Origin of the sequence: Flavitalea sp. (assembly GCF_035489435.1) — a bacterium.
Classification (GTDB): Bacteria; Bacteroidota; Bacteroidia; order Chitinophagales; family Chitinophagaceae; genus DATHKG01.
Window position 1 is genome coordinate 1 of the sequence record NZ_DATHKG010000069.1, and the last position, 22,119, is coordinate 22,119.

24 protein-coding genes are annotated in these 22,119 nt (G+C 40.4%); 14 read left to right on the forward strand and 10 right to left on the reverse strand.

The window, feature by feature from the left end; all coding sequences use genetic code 11:
- From VK664_RS11015 to VK664_RS11025, 3 genes are all read left to right on the forward strand, one after another.
- The coding region (locus VK664_RS11015; RefSeq protein WP_461398730.1) for a DinB family protein at positions 1 to 116 on the forward strand (116 nt) is incomplete at its 5' end.
- Positions 117 to 290: 174 nt separating this feature from the next.
- Positions 291 to 920, forward strand: coding sequence for a hypothetical protein (locus VK664_RS11020; RefSeq protein WP_461398708.1), 630 nt, complete (start codon positions 291 to 293; stop codon positions 918 to 920).
- Positions 921 to 993: 73 nt separating this feature from the next.
- Positions 994 to 1,749, forward strand: a complete 756-nt coding sequence (locus VK664_RS11025) for a ThuA domain-containing protein (protein ID WP_461398709.1) — start codon at positions 994 to 996, stop codon at positions 1,747 to 1,749.
- Here VK664_RS11025 and VK664_RS11030 read toward each other — a convergent pair.
- The gene (locus VK664_RS11030) at positions 1,746 to 4,523 is read right to left on the reverse strand and encodes a PAS domain-containing sensor histidine kinase (RefSeq protein WP_461398710.1); all 2,778 of its coding nucleotides are present in this window, start codon (positions 4,521 to 4,523) and stop codon (positions 1,746 to 1,748) included. The genes VK664_RS11025 and VK664_RS11030 overlap by 4 nt on opposite strands.
- 360 nt (positions 4,524 to 4,883) lie before the next feature.
- Between VK664_RS11030 and VK664_RS11035 the strand changes: the two genes are divergently transcribed.
- The 4 genes from VK664_RS11035 to VK664_RS11050 all read left to right on the forward strand — a co-directional run bounded on the left by VK664_RS11035 (position 4,884) and on the right by VK664_RS11050 (position 7,636).
- Positions 4,884 to 5,135, forward strand: coding sequence for a hypothetical protein (locus VK664_RS11035; protein WP_461398731.1), 252 nt, complete (start codon positions 4,884 to 4,886; stop codon positions 5,133 to 5,135).
- Entirely contained in the window at positions 5,041 to 5,805 is a 765-nt protein-coding gene (locus tag VK664_RS11040) for an alpha/beta fold hydrolase (RefSeq protein ID WP_461398711.1), read from the forward strand. The genes VK664_RS11035 and VK664_RS11040 overlap by 95 nt, the downstream gene beginning before the upstream one ends.
- A gap of 146 nt (positions 5,806 to 5,951) precedes the next feature.
- Positions 5,952 to 6,593 carry a carbonic anhydrase gene (locus VK664_RS11045; RefSeq protein WP_461398712.1) on the forward strand — a complete coding sequence of 214 codons (642 nt, stop codon included), beginning with the start codon at positions 5,952 to 5,954 and terminating at the stop codon, positions 6,591 to 6,593.
- Positions 6,594 to 6,604: 11 nt separating this feature from the next.
- Positions 6,605 to 7,636 (forward strand): bestrophin family protein, encoded by a 1,032-nt coding sequence (locus VK664_RS11050; protein WP_461398713.1) that lies wholly within the window; start codon positions 6,605 to 6,607, stop codon positions 7,634 to 7,636.
- Positions 7,637 to 7,671: 35 nt separating this feature from the next.
- On the opposite strand, the gene rnk is transcribed toward VK664_RS11050, so the two are convergent.
- From rnk to VK664_RS11080, 6 genes are all read right to left on the reverse strand, one after another.
- Complete coding sequence (gene rnk / locus VK664_RS11055; RefSeq protein WP_461398714.1) at positions 7,672 to 8,073, reverse strand: nucleoside diphosphate kinase regulator; 402 nt, start codon at positions 8,071 to 8,073, stop codon at positions 7,672 to 7,674.
- A gap of 10 nt (positions 8,074 to 8,083) precedes the next feature.
- On the reverse strand, positions 8,084 to 8,341 hold the full coding sequence (locus VK664_RS11060; RefSeq protein WP_461398715.1) for a hypothetical protein: 258 nt from the start codon (positions 8,339 to 8,341) through the stop codon (positions 8,084 to 8,086).
- Positions 8,342 to 8,851: 510 nt separating this feature from the next.
- Entirely contained in the window at positions 8,852 to 9,340 is a 489-nt protein-coding gene (locus tag VK664_RS11065) for a DUF983 domain-containing protein (RefSeq protein ID WP_461398716.1), read from the reverse strand.
- A gap of 98 nt (positions 9,341 to 9,438) precedes the next feature.
- The gene (locus VK664_RS11070) at positions 9,439 to 10,320 is read right to left on the reverse strand and encodes an AraC family transcriptional regulator (RefSeq protein ID WP_461398717.1); all 882 of its coding nucleotides are present in this window, start codon (positions 10,318 to 10,320) and stop codon (positions 9,439 to 9,441) included.
- A 210-nt stretch (positions 10,321 to 10,530) separates the two neighbouring features.
- Positions 10,531 to 11,634 carry an AI-2E family transporter gene (locus VK664_RS11075; protein WP_461398718.1) on the reverse strand — a complete coding sequence of 368 codons (1,104 nt, stop codon included), beginning with the start codon at positions 11,632 to 11,634 and terminating at the stop codon, positions 10,531 to 10,533.
- Positions 11,635 to 11,801: 167 nt separating this feature from the next.
- Complete coding sequence (locus VK664_RS11080; RefSeq protein WP_461398719.1) at positions 11,802 to 12,299, reverse strand: DinB family protein; 498 nt, start codon at positions 12,297 to 12,299, stop codon at positions 11,802 to 11,804.
- A 230-nt stretch (positions 12,300 to 12,529) separates the two neighbouring features.
- Between VK664_RS11080 and VK664_RS11085 the strand changes: the two genes are divergently transcribed.
- From VK664_RS11085 to VK664_RS11095, 3 genes are all read left to right on the forward strand, one after another.
- Complete coding sequence (locus VK664_RS11085; RefSeq protein WP_461398720.1) at positions 12,530 to 13,114, forward strand: Crp/Fnr family transcriptional regulator; 585 nt, start codon at positions 12,530 to 12,532, stop codon at positions 13,112 to 13,114.
- Between the two features lie 143 nt (positions 13,115 to 13,257).
- Positions 13,258 to 13,689 carry an ABA4-like family protein gene (locus VK664_RS11090; RefSeq protein ID WP_461398721.1) on the forward strand — a complete coding sequence of 144 codons (432 nt, stop codon included), beginning with the start codon at positions 13,258 to 13,260 and terminating at the stop codon, positions 13,687 to 13,689.
- A gap of 112 nt (positions 13,690 to 13,801) precedes the next feature.
- Positions 13,802 to 14,464: a hypothetical protein gene (locus tag VK664_RS11095; protein ID WP_461398722.1), complete on the forward strand. Its 663-nt coding sequence runs from the start codon at positions 13,802 to 13,804 to the stop codon at positions 14,462 to 14,464.
- Between the two features lie 14 nt (positions 14,465 to 14,478).
- Here VK664_RS11095 and VK664_RS11100 read toward each other — a convergent pair whose 3' ends face one another.
- Positions 14,479 to 15,777 carry a hypothetical protein gene (locus tag VK664_RS11100; RefSeq protein ID WP_461398723.1) on the reverse strand — a complete coding sequence of 433 codons (1,299 nt, stop codon included), beginning with the start codon at positions 15,775 to 15,777 and terminating at the stop codon, positions 14,479 to 14,481.
- A gap of 116 nt (positions 15,778 to 15,893) precedes the next feature.
- Here VK664_RS11100 and VK664_RS11105 point away from each other — a divergent pair, with 116 nt between their 5' ends.
- The gene (locus tag VK664_RS11105) at positions 15,894 to 16,529 is read left to right on the forward strand and encodes a family 16 glycoside hydrolase (protein WP_461398724.1); all 636 of its coding nucleotides are present in this window, start codon (positions 15,894 to 15,896) and stop codon (positions 16,527 to 16,529) included.
- A gap of 15 nt (positions 16,530 to 16,544) precedes the next feature.
- On the opposite strand, the gene VK664_RS11110 is transcribed toward VK664_RS11105, so the two are convergent.
- Complete coding sequence (locus tag VK664_RS11110; RefSeq protein WP_461398725.1) at positions 16,545 to 18,728, reverse strand: TonB-dependent receptor family protein; 2,184 nt, start codon at positions 18,726 to 18,728, stop codon at positions 16,545 to 16,547.
- Positions 18,729 to 19,060: 332 nt separating this feature from the next.
- Here VK664_RS11110 and VK664_RS11115 point away from each other — a divergent pair, with 332 nt between their 5' ends.
- Positions 19,061 to 19,678, forward strand: coding sequence for a helix-turn-helix domain-containing protein (locus tag VK664_RS11115; RefSeq protein WP_461398726.1), 618 nt, complete (start codon positions 19,061 to 19,063; stop codon positions 19,676 to 19,678).
- Between the two features lie 52 nt (positions 19,679 to 19,730).
- On the opposite strand, the gene VK664_RS11120 is transcribed toward VK664_RS11115, so the two are convergent.
- Positions 19,731 to 20,879 carry a DUF3095 family protein gene (locus tag VK664_RS11120; RefSeq protein WP_461398727.1) on the reverse strand — a complete coding sequence of 383 codons (1,149 nt, stop codon included), beginning with the start codon at positions 20,877 to 20,879 and terminating at the stop codon, positions 19,731 to 19,733.
- Between the two features lie 165 nt (positions 20,880 to 21,044).
- Here VK664_RS11120 and VK664_RS11125 point away from each other — a divergent pair, with 165 nt between their 5' ends.
- A complete protein-coding gene (locus VK664_RS11125; protein ID WP_461398728.1) occupies positions 21,045 to 21,440 on the forward strand; it encodes a hypothetical protein in 396 nt (131 codons plus the stop codon).
- 170 nt (positions 21,441 to 21,610) lie between these two features.
- The coding region (locus VK664_RS11130) for an efflux RND transporter periplasmic adaptor subunit (RefSeq protein WP_461398729.1) at positions 21,611 to 22,119 on the forward strand (509 nt) is incomplete at its 3' end.

The window sequence follows — 22,119 nt, forward strand, 5'->3', positions numbered from 1 at the left end:
TGACAAAACGAGCAGCATTAATGAAGGCCTTTGAACACCAGACCCATCATAGGGGCCAGGCAACGGTTTATATAAGATTGGCCGGAGCGAAACCACCACAGGAACTATTGTTTTAAATGACATTGATTTATTAAGTGATTCTGATTTACAGTTGACCTCACGGTTTATGACCCATAAACCGTGGGGCTGGCTATTGAATTGCGCCGGTACTGGCCGTATTCGCTCTTCGGACGTTAATGATTATTATTCGTATGTTCGTATTATTAAACCCTTGTATTAAAATTTCAACCATGAAACGGTTTTTCCATATAATAGTGTTCACTAGCTTGATTGTACTTTCGGCCTGCTCAACATCTAAGGAACCTACCGGTGTTTGGGTGAATAAAGAAAAGGCCCAGGGCAAATCATACGGAAATATCTTTGTTGTGGTAATGTCTGCTGACATTGAAGCGAGAGCTAAGTTAGAAAACGACCTCGCAACTGAAGTTACTTCAAGGGGATTTAAAGCGGTAAAAAGTGTCGATGCAATGCCACCATCCCTTAGTGACCCGAAAAAACCAACAAAGGAAGAAATTGTGAAGACTGTAAAAGAAAGCGGTTGTGATGCTGTATTAGTCGGTGCGTTATTAAAACAGGAAGAAGCTGTAAAATATAATCCACAGACTACCAAAGGAACATTAACCACTTACTATTCCTATACAAATTACTACAGTAATTCTTACTCAAGCGTTCATACTCCAAGCTATTACAGCCAGGACAAAAGCTACTACATGCAGACCAACTTTTATGATGCAGCTTCAGAAGAACTCATGTGGGCAGTACAATCAACAATTTTTAATCCTTCCTCTATTGCTAAATTCAGCAAAACTTACACTTCCACTTTGATATCGCAATTGCAAAAAGAAAAAATCCTTAAATAGGCAATGCCTATGTTACCGTATATTCTAAAGGAGAAAGTGTATTTTAGTTTGGAGTTAGTCTCAATACAGTATTATGAAACATCAACAATTGCTTAAAATTTTTCCGGGCCTGGCTGCTCTTGTTTTAATTACTTTATTAGCTTTCAATGTAAAAACAGAACAGTCACTTCGGGTGCTTGTCTTTTCTAAAACCAATGGTTACCGTCATGCTTCCATTGAAGCAGGTAAAAAAGCATTTTCAAAGCTGGCTGATGTGAAAAAGTTTGCGGTCGATTTCACAGAAGATTCCAGTCAGTTTACAACAGCCAACCTTAAGAAGTATAATGCGATTGTTTTCCTTAATACAACCGGCGATGTCTTGAATAACACCCAACAGGAAGAGTTTGAAAAATACATTAAGGCAGGCGGTGGGTATCTTGGTATACACGCCGCAGCTGATTGTGAATATGAATGGCCCTGGTATGGAAAACTTGTAGGTGCCTGGTTCCTCGATCATCCCTCTTCACCCAGCAATGTCCAGAATGGCAGGTTTTATGTAGTTGACAAAAACAATCCAGCTACTAAGGGTATGCCCGATTCGTTTGAACGTAAAGATGAATTCTATAGCTTCAAACAAATTAATCCTTCAATTCATCCCCTGATTAAGATCGATGAAAAATCATACAAGGGTGGAAAAAATGGTGATAATCACCCGATGAGCTGGTATCACGACTATGATGGTGGTCGCTCTTTTTATACAAATATGGGCCACACCGATGAAACATTTACCGAGCCACTGGTCGTTAATCATATCTGGGCCGGGCTGCAATATGCCATGGGTGGCGATTAGAGCAGAATAGCAGGAAGATAAATTTTAAAAACAGCACCCACTCCGGCAACACCTTCAGCACGTATGTAACCTTTGTGATTTTCGACAACTTTCTGAACGATCGCCAGGCCCACCCCGGTACCCTGGTACTCTTCTCTTCCATGCAACCTGTAAAACAGGTTGAAAATCCGGTCTCCATCCTCAGGATCGAATCCTATTCCATTATCCTTTACTGTTATCTCATGGTAGATATCATCTGGTAATATGTCCGGAACGAATTGTTTTATATCACGTCCTTCTACAAAACCTGCGTTGATATAAATCTCCGGCGGGAGATCTTTCTTACGATATTTAAGTGAATTGTCGATTAAATTTTGAAACAGTTGCCTCAATTGACGTTTGTCTCCTGTTACGGGAGATAAGGGATTTATATGGACCTTGCCATTCATTTCGGCAATACTTATTTCCATGTCTTCTACAACAACATTTACAATTTCAGTAAGATCAATTTCTTCAAGCCCTGTAGCACCAAGAGTGGTATTTGAATAGGCTAAAAGATCATCAATCAGGAGACGCATCCTGGCTGTCGTTTGCTGGATCCGTTTTGCAATATTCTTGTTTTCGTCGGTCACTGCCTGGCCAAGCGTCATCAACAGGCGATCCAATAAGATATGGATCTTTCGCAATGGTTCCTGGAGGTCATGCGAAGCTGAATATGCGAACTGCCTTAGTTTGTCATTCACCTGCTTCAGCTCCCGCGTGCGCTCGTTGATTTTTTGTTCAAGCAGATCAGCCGTTTTTTTTTCGTCGGTTATGTCAATTACAGTACCTATCAAAAATGGCGTGAGATCCCGGTATAGATATTTGCCGTTCAAACGAACAAAACGTATAGAGCCATCAGGTTGAAGAATCCGGCTTTCGTAAAATAGTTCGCCGGTTGCTTTAGCTACCTCGTGTGCCTTATTCCGGATATGTCGGTCATCGGGGTAAATGGCATCCGTAAATACATTGTACGACCAGTGTTTTGTTGTATCAAGTTCAAAGATTTCAGCTGCGCGGGCAGAATAGATCATAGTCTGCTCCGTCATATTTATTTCGAAAGTTCCCATCCTTGCAGCCTCTACTGCCAGCCTGGTTCTTTCTTCACTTTGTTTTAAAGCTTCCTCTGCCAGTTTCTGTTCATGGATGTCAAAGCCAACACCTACATAACCATTAAATTCTCCGTTTGGTAAATAACGTGGATTGCCCTTGAACGTATGCCAGCGATACTTATTATCATGCCTTTTAACTCTTACCGATGGAATAAAATAGGATTGACGATTTTGATATGCAGGGGAATAATGTTCCATTACGATTGATATATCGTCCGGGTGAATTATTCCATCCCATGCACGGCCGAGCGCTTCGGTATAGGTTTGCCCGGTATAGGCAAGCCAGGTTTTGTTCCAATAACTAACCGTTGCCAGCGCATCAGGTTGAATGATAAAAACAAATATGGGACTATCATCTGCCAGGTTACGAAACCTTTGTTCGCTTTCTCTTAACTGCTGTTCCGTTTTTTGTTGCTCTGTAATATTAGTATGGACCCCGACCCATTCGCGAATTGAACCATCCTCGTTCATTAACGGTATTGCCCTGACAGAAAATGTTCCCCAGGATGCATCGTTCATACGCACCCGATGCTCGTAAATAAATGTTTTTCGTTCACGGACGGCTTCATTCCAGGCAACTATTGAGGCTGCTGCGTCTTCAGGATGAACTGCCTGGGCCCAACCATAATGTTGATACTCATCAAATGACTGTCCCGTTAACGCTGCCCATCCTTTCTGTTCACCCACCATTTCTCCCTCAGCATTATTTGTCCATAAAACTCCCTGGATTGCTTCAATTGCTGCTTCAAAACGTTCGTGGCTTTCTCTGAGTGCCCGTTTAGCTTTCATCTTATCGGTGACATCACTAACAAAAGCCAGTACGCCTGCGGCCCTGGATTTATCAGATTCGTAATAAGGCTGACAAACAAGATTGAAGAATTTGGTTTCCTCTTTGTTATTAATTGGAAGTTTAACCGGGTGTTCATAAGCTTCATAACTGTCCCCGCTGTCTCTCACGTGATGAAGCACTTCGATATAACCTGCATTTATCAGTTCAGGCATCACTTCACTAAGTGGTTTTCCAATCACATCCTTGCCTTTCCCCCATATCGCAAATGTTGGTTCATTAGCCAGTTCAACTCTCAGGTCCGGGCCTTTAAGAATTTGTATTGCGATGGGAGCCTGCATAAACAACTGGTGCTGTTTTTCAATAGCTTTTAATTCTTTGTCTCTGCGTTCGGACTTCACCAATGCAGTGATGTCTTCAGATGTATGAATTATGTAAATAACGTTTCCTTCTGAATCTAACACGGGCTTGTTGAATACTTTCCAATAGAGTTCAGTAAAATTTCCCTGATCATTTTCAAGATCGTATCTGATAATTGGTAATTGATGTATCGCCTTATATTTTATTACGTGTTGAAAAGAATCCAACACTATGTTTTGTCCGGCTGAATTTGGGTCATCCGGGTTGGATGGATTGGCAGGGAAAGGTTCGAAGAATGGTCTGTTAATCATTGCTGATTTCAACAATCCTGCCCTTTGAATCATTCCATCCGTTACAGCGAGGATGGAAAATTTAGGGTCATCAATTGCTACCAGGATGCTGTTACCTGGCATAGCTTCGAAGACACGCAGGTCGATCATCGGCATATGATCATTTGAAGAAAAGGTTTCATCTACAGGAGGATTTTTTTTGTTCATCTGGATCGGTCTGGCTTTATCATATTAAGGATGCCCTATCCCTGACAAAACTGAGTGGAAATCCCGAAAAAAGAGCAATAAAAATATGGCTATTTCCATTGTAGGAGAAATAATTCATAAGGCGTTTGTTTCTTTTGTCCGCGATCTGGTCTTGTAAGGATTGTGTACTAATTGAAGATAAGATTTTACTCTTATTTATTTGCTTCACCAATTTATTGACCAACCCACAACTGTCCGTTTTCGGACAAATATTGTTCAGAATCAGAACACCTGCCTGTTCGTATACCCTCTAACCATCAGGTTTAAAGCCATTATTATAGCTGGCAGGTTTGTTGCGATCTCATTGGAAATTCTTATTGTATGTTTAAAAACTATCTTAAAACCGCTTTTAAAAATCTGGTAAAAAATAGATTTTACACTTCAATCAATATCATAGGCCTGGCTACCGGGCTTTCAGTGGCGATTCTTATTCTTTTGTGGGTGGAGAATGAAATTGGGTATGACCGGTTTCACACCAATGCAAACAACATTTACCGCGTGCTCTCAAATATGGGATCAGGAAGCAGCTGTCGATTGGTTGAAGGTAAGATCTTTGCTGCCGGCCGGTATTAAAACCATTGCCTATGACAGGTCAGGGCTTGGAAAAAGTGGAGCCGGAGTTTTACCCCGCACAATGGCACAGGAGGTATTTGAATTGCATCAATTGATTAAAGCTAAAGTAAAGGGACCAGTCCTGCTGGTCGGTCAATCAATTGGTGGAATATTGGTCAGGCTATATACTGATCATTTTGGGGAGAATGTTATAGGCTTAGTACTCGTCGATCCGACCCATGAAAGTGCTGTCCTTGGCAGCATGAGGTATGGGGGCATGGTTCGTTTAAGAGAAAAGGCAACCGGAAAGCCAATCCCGTCGCCACAATTAACAAAGAAGGAGAGTCCGGGATATGACTCTACAGCCGATTACCTGGCAGAAGAATTTCAATTATTGTTTCTGGCGGGTAAAACGAATCCTCAACAGCTAAAAACTCGTCCGTTAATAGTGCTCGGTGCAGGAATAAGAAATCAAACACCGGGAACTACTGAGGAGCAGTGGAAAAATCTGAGAGAGGAGCGAGACAACCAGGTCAGCGAACTTGCCAGGCTATCAGCTAATGGAATACTTATTGTCGATCCTAAAAGCAGGCATGCGATTCAAAATGACAACCCTGCTATCGTTGCAAGTGCTATTGAAAAAGTCATAAAATCATTTGAGTCTAAGGTCCCATTAACAGATCTAAAATAATATTGTCCCTGGCTGTTGCTTGCCTTGCAGTTATGTACTGCTTCTTTTCTGAAAGTCTTCGAAACATTTTCTGTTCCTTAACCATCCATATTATCAATGATGATAAATCATTTATATTTGAATCAAATCAATTAATCTATTCTGATATGGACCTGTATAACCAGATTTTTGAAAATAACAGGAAATGGGTTGCTGCAAAAAAGGCAAGCCAGCCGGATTTTTTTGAACAGCTTTCGCAGGGACAATCCCCGGACATCTTATACATCGGCTGCAGCGATAGCCGGGTAACGGCAGAGGATCTTACCGGCACTCAGCCTGGTCAAATGTTTGTGCACCGGAATATTGCTAATCTTGTTCCTAACAATGATAGCAGTTCAACTTCAGTTATTGAATATGCGGTAGCACATCTCCGGGTAAGGCAGATAGTGGTATGTGGCCACTATTTTTGTGGTGGAGTTAAAGCAGCTATGCAAAACAAAGACCTGGGCATGCTGAATCCCTGGCTCAGAAACATCCGTGATGTTTATCGTCTCCATAAAGATGAACTCAATAAAATTACAAATGACGATGAAAGATATAACAGGCTGGTAGAAATTAATGTGGAGGAACAGTGTGTGAACGTTATCAAAATGGCGGTTGTTCAGAAGGCTTATATCAGGACGGGATATCCTCAGATCCATGGTTGGGTTTTCGACGTGTCCACCGGTAAGCTTATAGATTTGAATATCAATTTCACCCGGATCCTGGCTTCGATCCAGGAGATTTATGATTTGACCAAAGAAGTATAATCAATCCAGGTATGCACATTAGAAAGAATTACACCATCAGGGAAATATTTTTGCTGACTGGCAAGCATTTTTCCTGGTTGATCCCTTATGTTGTTATAGTTGCCGTTTTGTATCGATTTACACCTTTGCGCGAATTCAATATACCGTGGCTGCCACTATCACTTATAGGTACTGCCGTGGCTTTTTATGTAGGCTTTAAAAATAACCAGGCTTATGACCGGATCTGGGAGGCGCGTATTGTATGGGGCGGCATAGTAAACAGCAGCCGGATCTGGGGATCAAATGTGAAAGCTTTTATTGTAAACGATGGAACCGGAAAAACGGAGCAGGATTTACTGGAGATAAAAAAGTTATTGTTTTATCGTCATATTGCCTGGTTATATAAACTGCGCAGCCAATTGCTTGAACCAACTTCCTGGGAGCATATAAGTCTTCGGGGAATTTTTGGCAGGGATGCAAGGCATAAAATGAAAAGATCCGGCCTTGGTTTATATGGCAATGACATCACTGATTCACAGGTTCGGGATTACCTGAATGATTCCGAATACTCATCACTTTCATCATTCAAAAATGCAGCAGCTCAAATGATCGATAAGCAGACACAGGAGCTTGCGGCAATCAGGAAACTCGGCTGTATCGGCGAGTTCGAACATGTTAAACTACAAGGTATCCTTGACGATTTCTATGATCACCAGGGCAAAGCAGAACGCATAAAAAAAACGCCGTTTCCCCGGCAATTTGGTAGCTATGGTTTTATCATGATTTGCTTATTTATTGTCATTCTGCCTTTTGGATTTTTTTCTGAGTTTAATAAAATCGGCGATTATGGTATCTGGCTTGCGATACCTTTTATCCTTGTGATAAGCTGGGTGTATATCTTAATGGAACTTGTCGGCGACTATTCTGAAAATCCTTTTGAAGGACTTGAAAATGATGTGCCCATGCTTTCCATTTGCCGCAACATTGAGATAGACCTGCTGCAGCAGTTGGGGGAAACCAGTTTACCCCAACCGATACAGTCAATCAACAATGTTTTGATGTAGTGATGTCAGTAGCCAATATTCACCGCGATATTTTATTATTGTATTTCATTGATTACTTCCATTATGGTAAAAGTCTTCTTTCCGGAGGGTACCTGCCATTTAACCTGCTGGCCCTGACGGAAACCTATCAGTGCGGTCCCTATTGGTGCCATAACAGAAATTTTTTTCTCTTTTATATTTGCCCTGTCCGGGGTTACTAATGTTAGCTCCATAACTTCTTCCCTTTGATCCGTTTTTACCTTCACCCTTGAATTCAATCTCACCACATCCAGGGGAAATTCATTTTTATTTACCAGTTTTGCTTTTCTTAATTCGGCCTGGAGCATATCTGCATTGCGCCGGTCAACCACCGATCTGTGTATGCCGGCGTTCAGATAAGAGTTTAGCAAGTTGTAGTCTTCTTCTGTAAGGATAAGTTGATTCTTTGTTTTTTGCATATTTATGTATTTAATAATGATCAATACCAATTCTTTGCGCTTGTCTTCTTGTTTTTTGAATTATTTTTCTTCGGAACTTTCTTTGATGTGGTTGCCTTGCCTGCCGGGTCTTCCGTATTACAAGTATCAATATCGGAATTGCTAAAGCAGGTACCCAATACCATGCTGAATTACCAACGAAACCATTTCTTATTGCAATAGCAATAAGTAGCACCAGGAACACTATAATAAGACCAGTGAGAGGCACCTCTCTATTTTTTTGTATCATAGTTGAATTTTTAGGGCATAGCAATGCTTTACTTCGATGAAGCAATGATTAACCTATCTTGGTATCACTTCACGAAATGTAACTGAATTGGGAAATGCTGATTGACTATAAGATGACCGGCCGTTTAGGCAGAATGCGCTTCAGGATATAAACCAAAAATTAGTAAGGTTTAACAATAGCACATTCAAAATACAATGATGTAACAGGTAATAAAGGCCGGTGGCCCAGCCTGCGGTAGAGATGCGGCTGGGAGTTAAGACTGAAAGGCCTTGGATGTTGGGAAGTAATCCAGCCTTTTATCAAATGATGCTTTGACGCAGGCATAGAATGGGTTCACTACAAGCTGGAGCTTGCGAAGTGTATTGCCATTATATTGTTTATTTGTATCCCGCATCTCGCTAAGATAATAAACTAAACTGATAATAAAATTTCAATACATTATTAAATCAATGCCAGTCTTATCATTTAACAAATTCTTCATTGATTGGGAGCATCACAATGTTCAGGTAATTACCAGTTATTTTCCTGGTCAGGATTTACGCGTTCTGGTTCTTCAACCGGGTTAGTGCGCCATTCAGGATCGTAGCCTTTAAAAAAAGCAAGCCATCCTGTTCTGGCAACGCGCATCAGGTAAGGTTGGACAGCGATTAGAATAATGACATTAAAAATCATCCAATAAAAGAGCCGGTTGTCAGTTGTTGAAAAACCAATGGTCACCCACCATATTATCAACGTCAGAAATGAAATTGCAATTGAGAACGCATAAGAAACATAACTTGATCCATAATAAAATCCTGGTTCGAGGTTAAAAGGCTGGCCACAAACCGGGCAGACCGGATGCATCTTCATGGTTATTTTTAATTTCCATGGGTTTTTTGAGACAAACATATCTCCTTCACGGCATCTTGGACACTTACAGGCAAATAGGCGAATTAAGCCTGGCTGTGATTTCGCAGTCTTGTTTTCTGTATTGGAATTAATATCTGTAATACTATTCATGATCGGGATTTGAGTGATTGATATTTTGTTTAACTATTGATAGATTTCGTCTTCAACTGATGATAGATCTCAACATCACCTGATGATAGATGTAGTCATCAGGAGTTCACGAATGATGTCCTGAATTCATCGGGTGTTGAACCAACTTCTTTTTTAAAGAACCTGTTGAAATAGGAGTTGTCTTTGAAATTTAGATTGTAGGCAATTTCAGTTATTGTCATGTCTGCATTGGTTAGTAACCTTTTTGACTCGAGTAAAATCCTGTCCCTTATCAAATCACCGGCTGTTTTCCCCAGCAGGTCCTGGCAGAGAGCATTCAAATGGTTTGGTGTGATATACAACAAATCAGCATATTGTTTTGGCAATCGCATATCGCGGTAATGTTTCTCAATCAGATCCTGGTAACTTCTGAGAAGGGTCGTTTTATGTTGAGCACCGGGATTCAGGCGTTTGTGTCCGCAATATCGTTCCACGTTAATAAATATTTCCAGCAGGCGGATACGGATCATGTCGAGGTTTTGTTCGCTATTTTCTACGCTTTCCTGTAACAAGGATTCGAAGATCCGGATCATTGGGTTATGTGCTGCCGCAGGTAGGTTACAGACAGCAGATTCAATGGTACCCTTTAAGAAAGCAAATCTTTCGAGATACTTAGGATGGGCCAGGAAAGCAGTGAACAAATTCTCTTCAAAATGGACTACATAACCTTTGATATTTTTATCGAAGTGCCAGCTGTGTACCTGGCCGGGCGCCATAAAATACATTTGGAATGGCTTCACTTTGTAAGTCTGGAAGTCTATGGTGTGATTGCCACTGCCCGCAGTAAACAACACCAGATGAAAAAAAGAATGCCGGTGCGGACGATGGAGATGCTCATAATGTTGCTCGAGATAACTGTCGAAACGCTGTACCAAAAGATTCTTCCGGGCACCGCGTTCGATGGAACTAATATCATAAACCGGGATTTGTACCTTATTCATCTGATCAGTATTTGAATACAAAAATACTGAACTAAGACTATCCCATATGGTGAGTTTGGGTTATTTTATGGTACTATTTACTTATTTTTAAAAATTGGTGAATTGTCTCAATACAAAAATGATTACTACAAAATGAAATATTTACTATCTGCATTTAGTAAATACGAGTCAGGAGTCGGCTGTCGTTGAACTATTTCTTCTGTCGTTGAACTATTTCTTCGGTTTTTTCTTAATCCGCAGCGTTTTGCCCGTCCGGGTGGTAGATTGGTCATCACCCAATACCAATCCCCAGGGCTTTAGATCATCAACCCTGTCAAAGATTGCTTTCATAATGGCAATTCCCGGTATAGATAAAAACATACCGGATACACCTGCCAGCGCACCCCCTACCAATACCCCGACAATACTTACCAGCGCATTGATCTTGACCTTAGAACTCACTACATATGGCATCAGGAAGTTGTTATCTATAAATTGAACTATCAACAGTACTACACCAACCCAGATAATGTCGCTAAGGTCTTGTGCCGAGGTTAGTGTTATTACCATACAGATTACAGTTGCTATCAGCATACCTACATAGGGTATCATGTTGAGAATTGCCGCCATCACAGCCAGGAAAATCGGATATTCTATGCCAATCGCCAGGAAACCGCCGGCGTTCAGACCGGCTACAATTGCCATTTCTATCAGTAAGCCAACCATATATCCCTGAATGATAACACGGGATTCGCTTAACACTTCTTCCACTTTTCCTTTATGTGTATCGGCAAATGATGTGATCAGGAACTTCCTGATAAGATTTCTATAATACATGATAAGGAAGGTATAAATAGGCAGCAGTACTATGTAAATCAGCGCAGAAGCGGCGCTAAGCATAGTGCTTCCAAGCACTCCGGGACCATTGCTCTGCATATTCTTTGTAGCATCCTGCACCGCTTTATCCTGTTCCCTTTTACTGAATTTAAAATTATCCCTGATCCATGCCTGCACAGTTTCAAGATGATGGCTAAGATTCTTTTTTATTTTCGGGATATCGTCTACAAAGCCGGCTATCTGCGAAGACAGGAAATAACCGACGGCCACAATTACCAACAATCCTAACAAAATTGCCAACAACATTGCCACGACCTCGGGGAGACCAATTCTTGTGAGCCAGTTCGAGATAGGCAACAACAAAAATGCCAGCACGATAGCAAAGCAAATCGGCATCAGGATATCCTTTCCTAAATAGATCAACAGACCGATAAGCACTATACTAATCAGGTTGGAGCTGAGTTTGGCATAGAAAGGCAATGGCGTTATAGGGGGCATAGAGGTGTTTAGCGTAATTTAGTTTTATTATTTTAGATTACAGGATTGCTCCTATAACTGATTACTGTGTTGCTAAACAACTGTAGCTTTTCATAACCTGATCCAAATCTAAAGCAAATCTGATTTAAGGCAAATCTGATTTAATCCAAATCTGATTTAAGATCTGATTAGAAAGTCTTCTCATCTGCAGAGGGTCCGTAGATCGATGGAACAGCAATATCGTTCATCCGCATATAAACAGTTAACTGGCCCCGATGGTGCACCCAATGGTTCAAAGTTTCGCTGATAGCTTTCAATTTTGGTGAGCCATACAAGAGCTGGCCATTATTCTTTAATTCGAAATCCGTTTTTAATTGTTCTTCAGTAAAATTCGATAGTGCATCTGTCGCACCCCGGAGATTTGATTCGTAGTGTTCCAGCAAGGCCTTTGTAGTACTCAGTTCAAAGTTTTTATAGGTAGCAAAATCAATCACTGAGTCCGTGATCATCAGCCAGATCCATTTTGGTATTTCGGCTACAAGTAAAGCCAGGTATCCTAGCTGCATCGACTTTTCATGTGGTTTATACTGGTAAAGTTTGTCAGGAATTCGTTCCAGGCATTTCCTTGAAGCAGCTGACTCTGCCTTAAGTTCTTCGCTATAAGCCGTGATGAGGATATTTTCCATATATTTTAGGTTTTCATAAAATTAAAAAAAACCAGTGATTTAAGAGAATTATGAATTATGAGTTATGAATTATGAAACGAGTGATGAGGTATTGAGTGAATTATGTAGAGCCATAGGTATTTCGTATAATTCATCACTGGTTTCATAATTCATAACTCATAATTCATAATTCTCTTGAAATGATTCCAACATTTTTATGACCTTCGGACATCTCAATAAATCAATAACAGATGGGCAATATGTTCGAAGCAATTCATGGCTATTACCTCAACCTCGTCCCACATCTTAGCGTAACCGACCTGGAAGCGCTGGATGCCTGCCTTTCTGTTCGCCAGGTTCCGAAAGGAGAATTTATTGTGAAAGCGGGCCAGGTTTGCCAGTATGTCTCTTTCCTGAATAAAGGTCTTGCCAGGCTTTATTATACTTTTGAGGGTAAGGACATATCAATAGGGTTTGTTGTTCCCGGCCAATATACTTCGGAATATGAAAGCTTCTTAACACGAAGACCAGCAGCCCAAAGTATCGATGCTTTAACTGATCTGGAGGTGATTGACCTGGGTTATAATGACATGCAGCGATTGTACAAAACCTTCCCGGTTTTCCAGGAATTCGGCAGGAAAATCGCCGAAATGCTTTTTATTTATCTCAACCAGCGAAATACTGCTTTGCTGGCTTTAACTCCGGAAGATCGCTATCGCCATATGATCGCCGACCAACCTGCATTACTTCAGCAGGTTCCTCAATACATGCTTGCTTCATTTATGGGTGTAACTCCTGAACACCTTAGCCGCATAAGGAAGAAAATAAGCCGCTAAGTCTTCTCGATTTGATTTTTGTCCTGATAATTATCAATCAAATGCGCCTGATAATTGTCAATCAAATTTAAAATTTATCTTCTTAACATTTATCAATGGAAAGTTTTCTGGAATTGCTGAGATTTGATCTCAAATAAAAAACTATGAATCCTGATCAAATATTTTCAATCTGTAATACCCTGGCAATGGTAGGTTGGATTATTCTCATCTTTCTTAAGTTTTGGAAAAAGCGCGATCAATTCGTTTTTGGCATTTTGATCATGCTCTTTGCTATTCTATATTCCTGGTTGATTTTTTCATCTTTTAACAAGGATAGTTTTGAAAATTTCAGCACACTAAATGGTGTCAGTAATCTTTTCGACAATAAACAAATGTTACTTGCAGGATGGATTCATTACCTGGCCTTTGACCTTTTGGCTGGAATCTATATAATCAGAAATGCTGAAAAAAATAACATCAATCACTGGTTCACCACCCCTGCATTGCTGCTCACATTTCTATTCGGTCCTTTCGGTTTGTTGCTATACTGCTTATTAAGATGGGCTAAGACCCGAAAATATTTTCCTGATTTTTAACTAACAATCTTATCATATGTATTTTATTAACGAATTAAAAAGAAGGAACCCAGTTCTCTTCTGGTTTAGCCTGCTGAACTTTATCGCAGCAGTTATATGTATAGTCTTATGGATGACAACGCAGATCAGTGTGAATAACATCAATGCATTTATCAAGCCTGTTAAATTCTTTATATCCATCGGGATATTTTGCGTAACCATGGGATGGATAATGTTTTACCTGGACAGGCCTTCAAAAGTGAGAACTTATAATATTATGGCGATTATCGTGTTCACCTATGAGAGCTTAGTGATTACCTGGCAGGCAGCGAATGGCAGGTTGTCTCATTTTAACCACTCCAGTTTCTTTTATTTGATGTTATTTCAACTGATGGGTATCGCTATCGTAGTATTAACCCTTTGGACCGGCTATATAGGCTATTTGTTTTTTAGAAAAAAAGAATGGAAGATTCCAATGCGATATGTATGGGGCATCCGGTTGGGAATTATTTTCTTTGTGCTCTTTGCTCTTGAAGGAGGTATAATGGGTGCGATGTTGAGGCATACAATTGGTGGAGATGACGGGGGTAGGGGATTGCCGCTGGTAAACTGGAACCGCGAACATGGCGACCTTCGCATTGCACATTTTCTCGGTATGCACAGCCTGCAATTACTTCCTTTGTTCGGATATTATATTGCTTCCACCAATAAATCAGTAATTGTCTTCTCACTGCTGTATGTAGCCTGTGTTTGTGCGATCCTTGTTCAGGCTTTGATGGGACTGCCCTTATGGTAGAATAGCGTGTGAATTTAATTTCCGAATTGATCCTCAAATATTATTTTCCCGTTTCCGTCCCGGAGTCTTGAATAATCGATTGATCCGGTTCCATCAAAAATATAAGTCAGTGCTACAATATTACCGAGATTTTCTTTGTATACCTCCTCGGCGATTCGCTTACCATTAAGATAAATGGCTGCATGACGGTCTTTTACTCTTATTTCTACCTCATGCCAATCATAAATCTTGCACCCAAATGCTGCAAGATCATTTTCCTTACCTTTCTTTAATATTTCTCCCAGTTTGTAGGCCGCATTTCTTTCACAACCCGTTTCAGTCAGGGAAACCATGAAAGTTTGAACATCGGTAATAATAATTACATCCATCCACGCACATAATTTGTGTGATAGGCTATCAATTCTTATGCGTGTGGAAAATGAGAAATTATCAGAATGGATTCCAAAGAGTTTGCTATTCGTGATTCTTGTATGGAATCGTTTTGCAAAATTGATATTTCGACGCGCTAGCATTTTACTGTCAAGGTGCAGCTGTCCATTGCCAATAAAGTTTTCATTCTTCATATCAATTAATTCAGGGTCAGAATCACTGAGATACAGATGTGGTTCCCAACCATTACTTATTATATGAATTGGTTGGGTTGCGATGATAGAATCATTTGCAATCAGCTTCGCGCGATGAAACCCCGATTCAAAATAAATACTGGACGCATCCTTTCCAGCAGGATCAATTTTTTCCCTGTGATCCCTATTCCATGACTGCTGAATATAAAAACTATCAGCGATAACATTAGAGACGTCGTACTTAAAAATGACCGTATTTGGTATTCCCGAAACCACAGTTTTCACTGCCTGAAAGTTGATCGGACCTGTTACTTTAATTGGTTTTTTATTATTAGGATATCCGGATTGATTGAGGAATTTAGAATAAATGCCAAATATGAACACTCCAATGACCAGGAATAACCACGGCGGGATGGTCCATCCGGGCATTTTGGAGTCAGAAACGGCTTCAGTAGCAATATCGTTTATAGCTATCCGCTTTGCGTTCGCTAGTCTAAAACTTTGCCAGTCCTTGTGACCGAGAACCGATGCCAGGGCATTGAGGGTGGCTACCTGTGGGCTTTGCTTATAATCATTTTTCCAAAGGCGTTTTAAAGTGGAAAGACTGATGAGGACTCCTGTTTGCTCTTGTATTTGAACGGATAAAATCTCGAGGTCGCGTTGCTTCAGGCTACTGCCATTTCCCAATGAGAATTTTTCTTCAATCTGCTTTTTGCAAAGGCTGATAAACAGTTGCTCTGTACTTGCCATGCATCAAAATTAAATATTTAACCATAAAAAAGCCCTTTGACCAGGTTTTGACTGCACTTTGTATGGGCTTTGATTGGTTAAGCAGTGAAGCAAATTTTAATATTGCTAAAAAAACTATGAGATCAGTAATCTTAATTATTTCAACAATAACAATGTGTTATTCTGCCATTTTAAACGGCCAGATAGTAATTAAAGCGGAAGCCGATAAATGGACTGCACAGAATATCGATGTAACATATAAGGACAGTGTTATTCATGTGATGAGAAAATCAGATGCTGCCGCCATACTCTGGCTGAACGACATAATTATTCGAAATGGCATTATAGATTTGGATATAAGGGGTAACGACAAGGACGGGCAAAGTTTTCTAGGTGTAGCTTTCCATGGTATAAGCAATGAAAATTATGATGCTGTATATTTCCGGCCTTTTAACTTCAGAAATTCTGAAAAGATGTCGCGCTCAATTCAATACATAAGCAAGCCTGATTATGATTGGGACAATTTAAGAGAAAAGCACCCTGGAAAGTATGAAGATGCTGTAAAGCCGGTCCCCGATCCGAATGACTGGTTTCATGCTAAAATTGTAATTCAATTTCCCATAATAGAAATATTTATTAATGACTCAAAAGAGCCATCATTTATGGTTGAGAAAATTAGCAAAAGACGGGACGGAAAAATAGGACTATGGATCGATAGTAAAGACGGATGGTTCAAGAATATGGTAGTCACGCCAGCTGCTCCTTCGCAATAGCGGGGGATAATGTAATTAGATTCTCAATCCGACAGTAACATATACATTTCTACCATCACTTGGCCATATGCCTGGGCCAGGGTACATGGTAGGCCTTTTGGTGAAATATTGATTGTCAAATATGTTGTTTACACCAGCCCTGATAGTTAAAAAAGAATTTGTTTTCAGCGTGGAGTTGAAATCCCAAACCGAGTACCCGGGAGTAAATCCCCTTGCTCCACTTGCAGGAGGTTCCACTGTATTCAACGCATCGGAAAAGGAGCCGGAAGTATAGCTATATAAAATTGTACAGCTGAAATTCTTGAACCACAAATCCAAACCATTCCTTGAAATCCACTCCGGGACAGCTTCGATCCTGTTTCCCTTAATAGATTTATTAGCATTACCTGTCGAAACTTCACCACTTAGGTATCTCCCCTCCATATACGACGTAGATGAGAAAAGCCCTGCATAGAGATTATTTGAAAGAGGGAATTTATACTGAAGAAAAAGTTCAACTCCATTTGTCCTGCTGTTACCGATATTAGTTCTGTAGATATAGGGTTGTCCTGTATTGTCCTGCAATACCAGGGTCCCCATGCGGTTATTGTACAGTAAGCTAAACAAAGTGATATCGTATTGAAGTCCATCTACAATTTTTCCCCTTGCACCCGCTTCAACGTTATGGCCTTCCGCATCATTCAGATTTTTATCGATACGCTCATAAACCGAAGCCGGAATAATATCTTTAAATACTACCGGCCGGTATGCCTGTGAAAATCCGGCATAAAATGTATTGTCTTCATTGATGAGATATTGAGTACTGATACCCAGTAACGCAAAGTTGTGTTTGATGTTGGTTGGAAGTTCATTTGCCGGATAATTTTTAATCACTCCTTCCATTTCAGATTCTCCATTCTCCCACCTGATACCCGGTGAAACAGTCCATCTATCGGTTATTGAAAATGCATTTTCAGCAAAAAATGCAATGTTATTTGAAAGGAAGTGAAGATCGCGGCCGAAGCCTGGTTCTACCAGTGTGAGATCATAATCGCTGCCTGTTGTACCCTTACCTAATTGCTGCCGATGAAGATCATTATTCATATATACCAGCCCTGCGGCCAGCTTTGATCTGACTTTTCCAATTGTATATTCATGAAGCAGGCGACTTTCAATTGTGCGGCTATGAAACTGGTCAATATCAACCTGCCTGTTTTTGTAATTACCGGTAACGGGATCAATAGCATCGGGAACATTAGCAAATGCGTCAAGTTGTACACTGCTGCGGTCTCCGAATACTCCTGAAGCTGCTACATTCAAGATAGTCTTTGTACTTATCTTCCAGTTCAAAGAAACGGAAGGAACATAGATGTCAGGACTAAAATAGTTCCGGCTCCTGGTGCTCATTGTTGGATCGGCATTAAACATGCTGTCGTTTAATGGTCCGGGAATCTGGTACTGGTATTTTGATCTTCCTAATTCTGCGCTAAGGGTCAATTTGTCGGAAAACCGGTATTGTAATTGGATAAACTGGGCATCTGCCTTCGAATCACTGTTTTTCCTGTAGCCATCTGAAGCCCTTCGATAATAATAAGCAGTATAGGAGAATTTTTTTACAGTACCACTTATGGCATTATAGGAACTTATTAAACCAAAAGACCCAACGGTATTTATACTCTCAAATGAAAAGTTTTTTGCACTATCCGGCTTTTTGGTAACAAAATTTACCATGCCACCAAACTGTGCTCCATATTGCAGGGCACCGGTACCTCTCAGGACTTCGATCCTCTCAAAGCTTTCCATTGGGGCACTGTAATGGCTTGCCGGGTAACCATACATGTCTGAATTAGTAATAATTCCATTTTGCCGGATATTGAATTCCCAGCTCCGGTGAGGGTCCAGTCCGCGTGTGGCGATGTTGATTTGATTGCCACTGCCATCCATATCATAAACAAAAACCCCGGGAACTTTTGAAAATAGTTGCCTGCCGGTTTTAAGGGCAACATTGGCATTTGTGCTGCCAAGATTAATCACCTCGCTTTTTTTACCTGATGAGATGATATTGTTCTGAACTTCAGGAAGTCTGGAAATATCTCTCTTGATCCAGGAAGTAATCATTACTTTCTGAAGCTCTTTGGGCTTTATTGAATCAGGGAATTTTTGGCCAAAGGACCAGGAACAAACAAGAAAACAAGTTGAAATTATTAATGTCTTTTTCACGTTCAATCTATCATATTTGTAAAAATGCTAAACTATAACTTTTCGCTGGCAAATGCTACGTAGTTGGTTGACCAAAAATGGTGATATATAGACCCCTATAGTGTGAGATGGAGATGGTTTTTTGTTTTAATGAGCAAATCTGCCTTCCAGGGCTTTAAGAGGGACTGGGGAGATGAAGCTAAGCCTATCACCGGCGCCTTTTTGACGATTGACGGAGGGTTTAATGCATAAATGTTTCTGAGTCTTAGCTGGCTCTGTCACATATATGACGCTGAAATGTCGCCTGGTTTGAATGGAATTGTAGCTAAATTAGCCTTACCAAAAAGGTAAATATGGAATATCAATCAGCCGGAAGCAAAATCAAAAAAATGCGTATTAACGCTGGACTATCACAGAGCGAGTTGGCTGACAGTACTCAGCTTAGTCTTAGAACAATTCAACGCATTGAAAATTCAGAAACAGGGCCGAGAGGTGATTCGCTTAAAAGAATTTCGGAAGCTTTAGGTGTCAAAGTCGAGGAGTTATTGGCAGGAGATCAAACATCAAATCAAACAACAAACCTGTCAACCACTTATTCACAAAGCGAATTACAAGAAGACAAATGGATTAGCCTGGCACTTAGGATTTCTCCCATCACTTACCTGATCAATCCCTTGTTGGCCGTTTTAGCCCCGATAATAATCTGGAAGTTATTTGAAAATAAATTATCCGGGATAAAATTAGATGCAAGGAAAATAATAGAAGTTCAATTAACCTGGCTCATTATCATGGGCCTGCTATATGTCTATCTTTTCTGTGCCGAATTTTTTAATTGGTGGGTGCCTTTGAGAAACATAAAATGGTTTATATCACTTCCATTTTTATTATTTTATTTGAATTCAGTTTTCATTACAATTGAAGTTATTGGGTGGATAATCAATAAAAAAAGAAATACACTGAGTTACCAGTAGGCCTGAAGGCGTAAGGTAGTTGTCAAGGTTTAAGCAATTCGCAGAACTTAGACTATTTCAGTTTTCGTTTCAGGTCGATGGCTGCATGGGTATAACCACCTTCTGATCCGTCCACAAAATGGATATGACCATCTTCACGGTCCCTTACATAACAGGACATAATTGACGAGCTGCTTACATGCAGTCCATAAAGGATTTTTCCAAGCTTTTCCATTTCATTGAGCTCATCCTGCAGAGCAGTTCGTTGTTTAAGGTTGCCTGAAATAACAGTGTTGATCTTGCCATCGATAACCAATGTATCAGACATTTCTACCAGCCGGTTAAGATAACCTTTGCCAATATTTGTACGAAAATATAAAGGACCCAGTAGTGAAATGAACCAGTTTTGAAAAAGTCTCAGGTTTTTGATTTTACCAAGGCTGACACGCATTTCATTTTTCAACCTGTTTATTGTAGCCTTTAGCTTCAATTTGGAGACAGAAATGGGCTGCCTTGTTTTGGGGTTCCCGTAGATTTCATCAATTTTCCTGATCACCTGGCTGAAAACTTCATGCTGAACAAATCCATCCCGGGATATTACAAGAAGCGTAACCACTTCGTCCTTGTTTTCCGGGGGCGGTATACGGTCCCAACGGCATTGCATGCCCGAAAGATCAAGCTCATCGTCTTCACCGGCCTGCTTCGCCAGGAGATAATCTTTTCCTTTGATTATTTTTTCAGCATGGTTTAATCCATTCCCGATCACTACCGGAATTGGAAAAAGCTTAGACATACTCACCTTACAGATTTTTAGGTGAAATCCCAACTCATATATACTTTGTACGGATACCAGGCCGATCCTTAGTTCAAGGTTGAAAATTTTTAGTGTATTTTCTTTATGGAGAATCAAAGCCGGCACTACCTTATCTACCAACAGTGGTGGTACGATTAAGGTGGCACCATCACCTCCAAAAAAAAAGGGTACAGTGATATCATTTTTGAAAGCAAGATTCAGCAGTGAAACAATACTACCGGTTGCAATGAGGTTGACGTTTTCATGTAAACCTTTCTGAACCGCCGCGGTTGAACTTTTTATATCCGTGATGATGACATACCAGTCCGACGGAACAGCAAAAAATAAATTTTCCGCCAGGAGTAGATCAGCGAGCGGTAATTCATTGACGGGCAGGTTCGAATAAAATTGATCAATTTTTTCAGCCATGAAAATCAGCTGCTTTAGAGGTTCAGGGTTTACCCAAATGCAAAGTTCTCAGCCTAAAATTACAGACAATTATGCCCAATTGTATTGTTTGTTTTCTGTTAATAAAATTCCTATATGACCTTTCCATTTGCGTCCTGTCACATTTTTATCTACTTTCACGGCCAAATGAGAATAGTTGTTTTTTTCGCATCTTTGTTTTTTATGCTGCTGGGCGGCAGGATAGACGCTTTTGCGGGAATCAATCTCAACAACAGCTATTCAGCAAGTGCCGTAGCTTATCATACTGATAAAAAGGAACCCGTAATTTTCAACGCTGACGCGGGCCAGGCTTCAATTCAAAAAACAACAGTACCGGAAGAAAATAAAATCTACTTCTGCGAGGATGCAGAGGAAGAAGATGACAATCAATCTTCAAGAAAATACCAGCCGGTCTCCGACTTTTTCTCCGGCTTCTCCTATCAATCCCAATTAGCGTTTCTTGATAATTGCTATGACGCAACACCATTTTTATACCTCCAGGCCTCTCCCAGATATATCTTCCAAAGAACTTTAAGAATCTGATTCTGACTCATATTCAAATCATTTTTCGGGTTGCATCTTAAGTAGCGGGTAAATAATGCTATTATTTCCGTCTGCATAAATGAATTGAGATGCAACCTGGCTGCGCATTTAATCTAACCATTGGCATCTACAGATGCAATCATTCATTCTAATTATTTCCTTTCATAGTCATGAAACTAACAAATTTGCTCACTGGCTTAGGCGCCTTAGTGTGCGTAATCAGCTGTGGCACAAAAGCAGAAGAAAAGAAGGAAGTCGAAAAATATACAGTTACAAGCCCGATGGGGATTGATACTTCTTTTACTAAAGAATATGTTGCCCAGATAAGATCGATCAAAAATATTGAGATCCGTGCCCAGGAAAAGGGCTTTCTCCAAACCATCTATGTTGACGAGGGCCAGACGGTTAAAGCCGGCCAGCTCCTGTTTAAAATAATGCCAAAGATTTATGAAGCAGAACTGTTAAAGGCCGAGGCTGAAGCCGCTTCCGCAGAGATAGAGCTTCAGAATACTAAAGCCCTGGTAGACAAAAACATTGTCTCCAAAAATGAGCAGGCTATGGCCCAGGCTAAACTCGACCATGCTAAAGCCGAAACATCACTTGCAAAAATTCATCTTTCCTTCACAGAGATCAGGGCGCCGTTCGACGGAACCATCGATCGGTTACCGAAAAGGTTGGG

Coding starts and splice junctions, on each gene's coding strand:
- VK664_RS11035 (WP_461398731.1), top strand. CDS start 4,884: ATGTTTAAAAACTATCTTAAAACCGCTTTTAAAAATCTGGTAAAAAAT.
- VK664_RS11050 (WP_461398713.1), top strand. CDS start 6,605: ATGCACATTAGAAAGAATTACACCATCAGGGAAATATTTTTGCTGACT.
- rnk (WP_461398714.1), bottom strand. CDS start 8,073: ATGCAAAAAACAAAGAATCAACTTATCCTTACAGAAGAAGACTACAAC.
- VK664_RS11120 (WP_461398727.1), bottom strand. CDS start 20,879: ATGGCTGAAAAAATTGATCAATTTTATTCGAACCTGCCCGTCAATGAA.
- VK664_RS11065 (WP_461398716.1), bottom strand. CDS start 9,340: ATGAATAGTATTACAGATATTAATTCCAATACAGAAAACAAGACTGCG.
- VK664_RS11045 (WP_461398712.1), top strand. CDS start 5,952: ATGGACCTGTATAACCAGATTTTTGAAAATAACAGGAAATGGGTTGCT.
- VK664_RS11075 (WP_461398718.1), bottom strand. CDS start 11,634: ATGCCCCCTATAACGCCATTGCCTTTCTATGCCAAACTCAGCTCCAAC.
- VK664_RS11080 (WP_461398719.1), bottom strand. CDS start 12,299: ATGGAAAATATCCTCATCACGGCTTATAGCGAAGAACTTAAGGCAGAG.
- VK664_RS11060 (WP_461398715.1), bottom strand. CDS start 8,341: ATGATACAAAAAAATAGAGAGGTGCCTCTCACTGGTCTTATTATAGTG.
- VK664_RS11125 (WP_461398728.1), top strand. CDS start 21,045: ATGAGAATAGTTGTTTTTTTCGCATCTTTGTTTTTTATGCTGCTGGGC.
- VK664_RS11040 (WP_461398711.1), top strand. CDS start 5,041: ATGCAAACAACATTTACCGCGTGCTCTCAAATATGGGATCAGGAAGCA.
- VK664_RS11115 (WP_461398726.1), top strand. CDS start 19,061: ATGGAATATCAATCAGCCGGAAGCAAAATCAAAAAAATGCGTATTAAC.
- VK664_RS11095 (WP_461398722.1), top strand. CDS start 13,802: ATGACAACGCAGATCAGTGTGAATAACATCAATGCATTTATCAAGCCT.
- VK664_RS11025 (WP_461398709.1), top strand. CDS start 994: ATGAAACATCAACAATTGCTTAAAATTTTTCCGGGCCTGGCTGCTCTT.
- VK664_RS11030 (WP_461398710.1), bottom strand. CDS start 4,523: ATGAACAAAAAAAATCCTCCTGTAGATGAAACCTTTTCTTCAAATGAT.
- VK664_RS11090 (WP_461398721.1), top strand. CDS start 13,258: ATGAATCCTGATCAAATATTTTCAATCTGTAATACCCTGGCAATGGTA.
- VK664_RS11105 (WP_461398724.1), top strand. CDS start 15,894: ATGAGATCAGTAATCTTAATTATTTCAACAATAACAATGTGTTATTCT.
- VK664_RS11085 (WP_461398720.1), top strand. CDS start 12,530: ATGGGCAATATGTTCGAAGCAATTCATGGCTATTACCTCAACCTCGTC.
- VK664_RS11020 (WP_461398708.1), top strand. CDS start 291: ATGAAACGGTTTTTCCATATAATAGTGTTCACTAGCTTGATTGTACTT.
- VK664_RS11070 (WP_461398717.1), bottom strand. CDS start 10,320: ATGAATAAGGTACAAATCCCGGTTTATGATATTAGTTCCATCGAACGC.
- VK664_RS11100 (WP_461398723.1), bottom strand. CDS start 15,777: ATGGCAAGTACAGAGCAACTGTTTATCAGCCTTTGCAAAAAGCAGATT.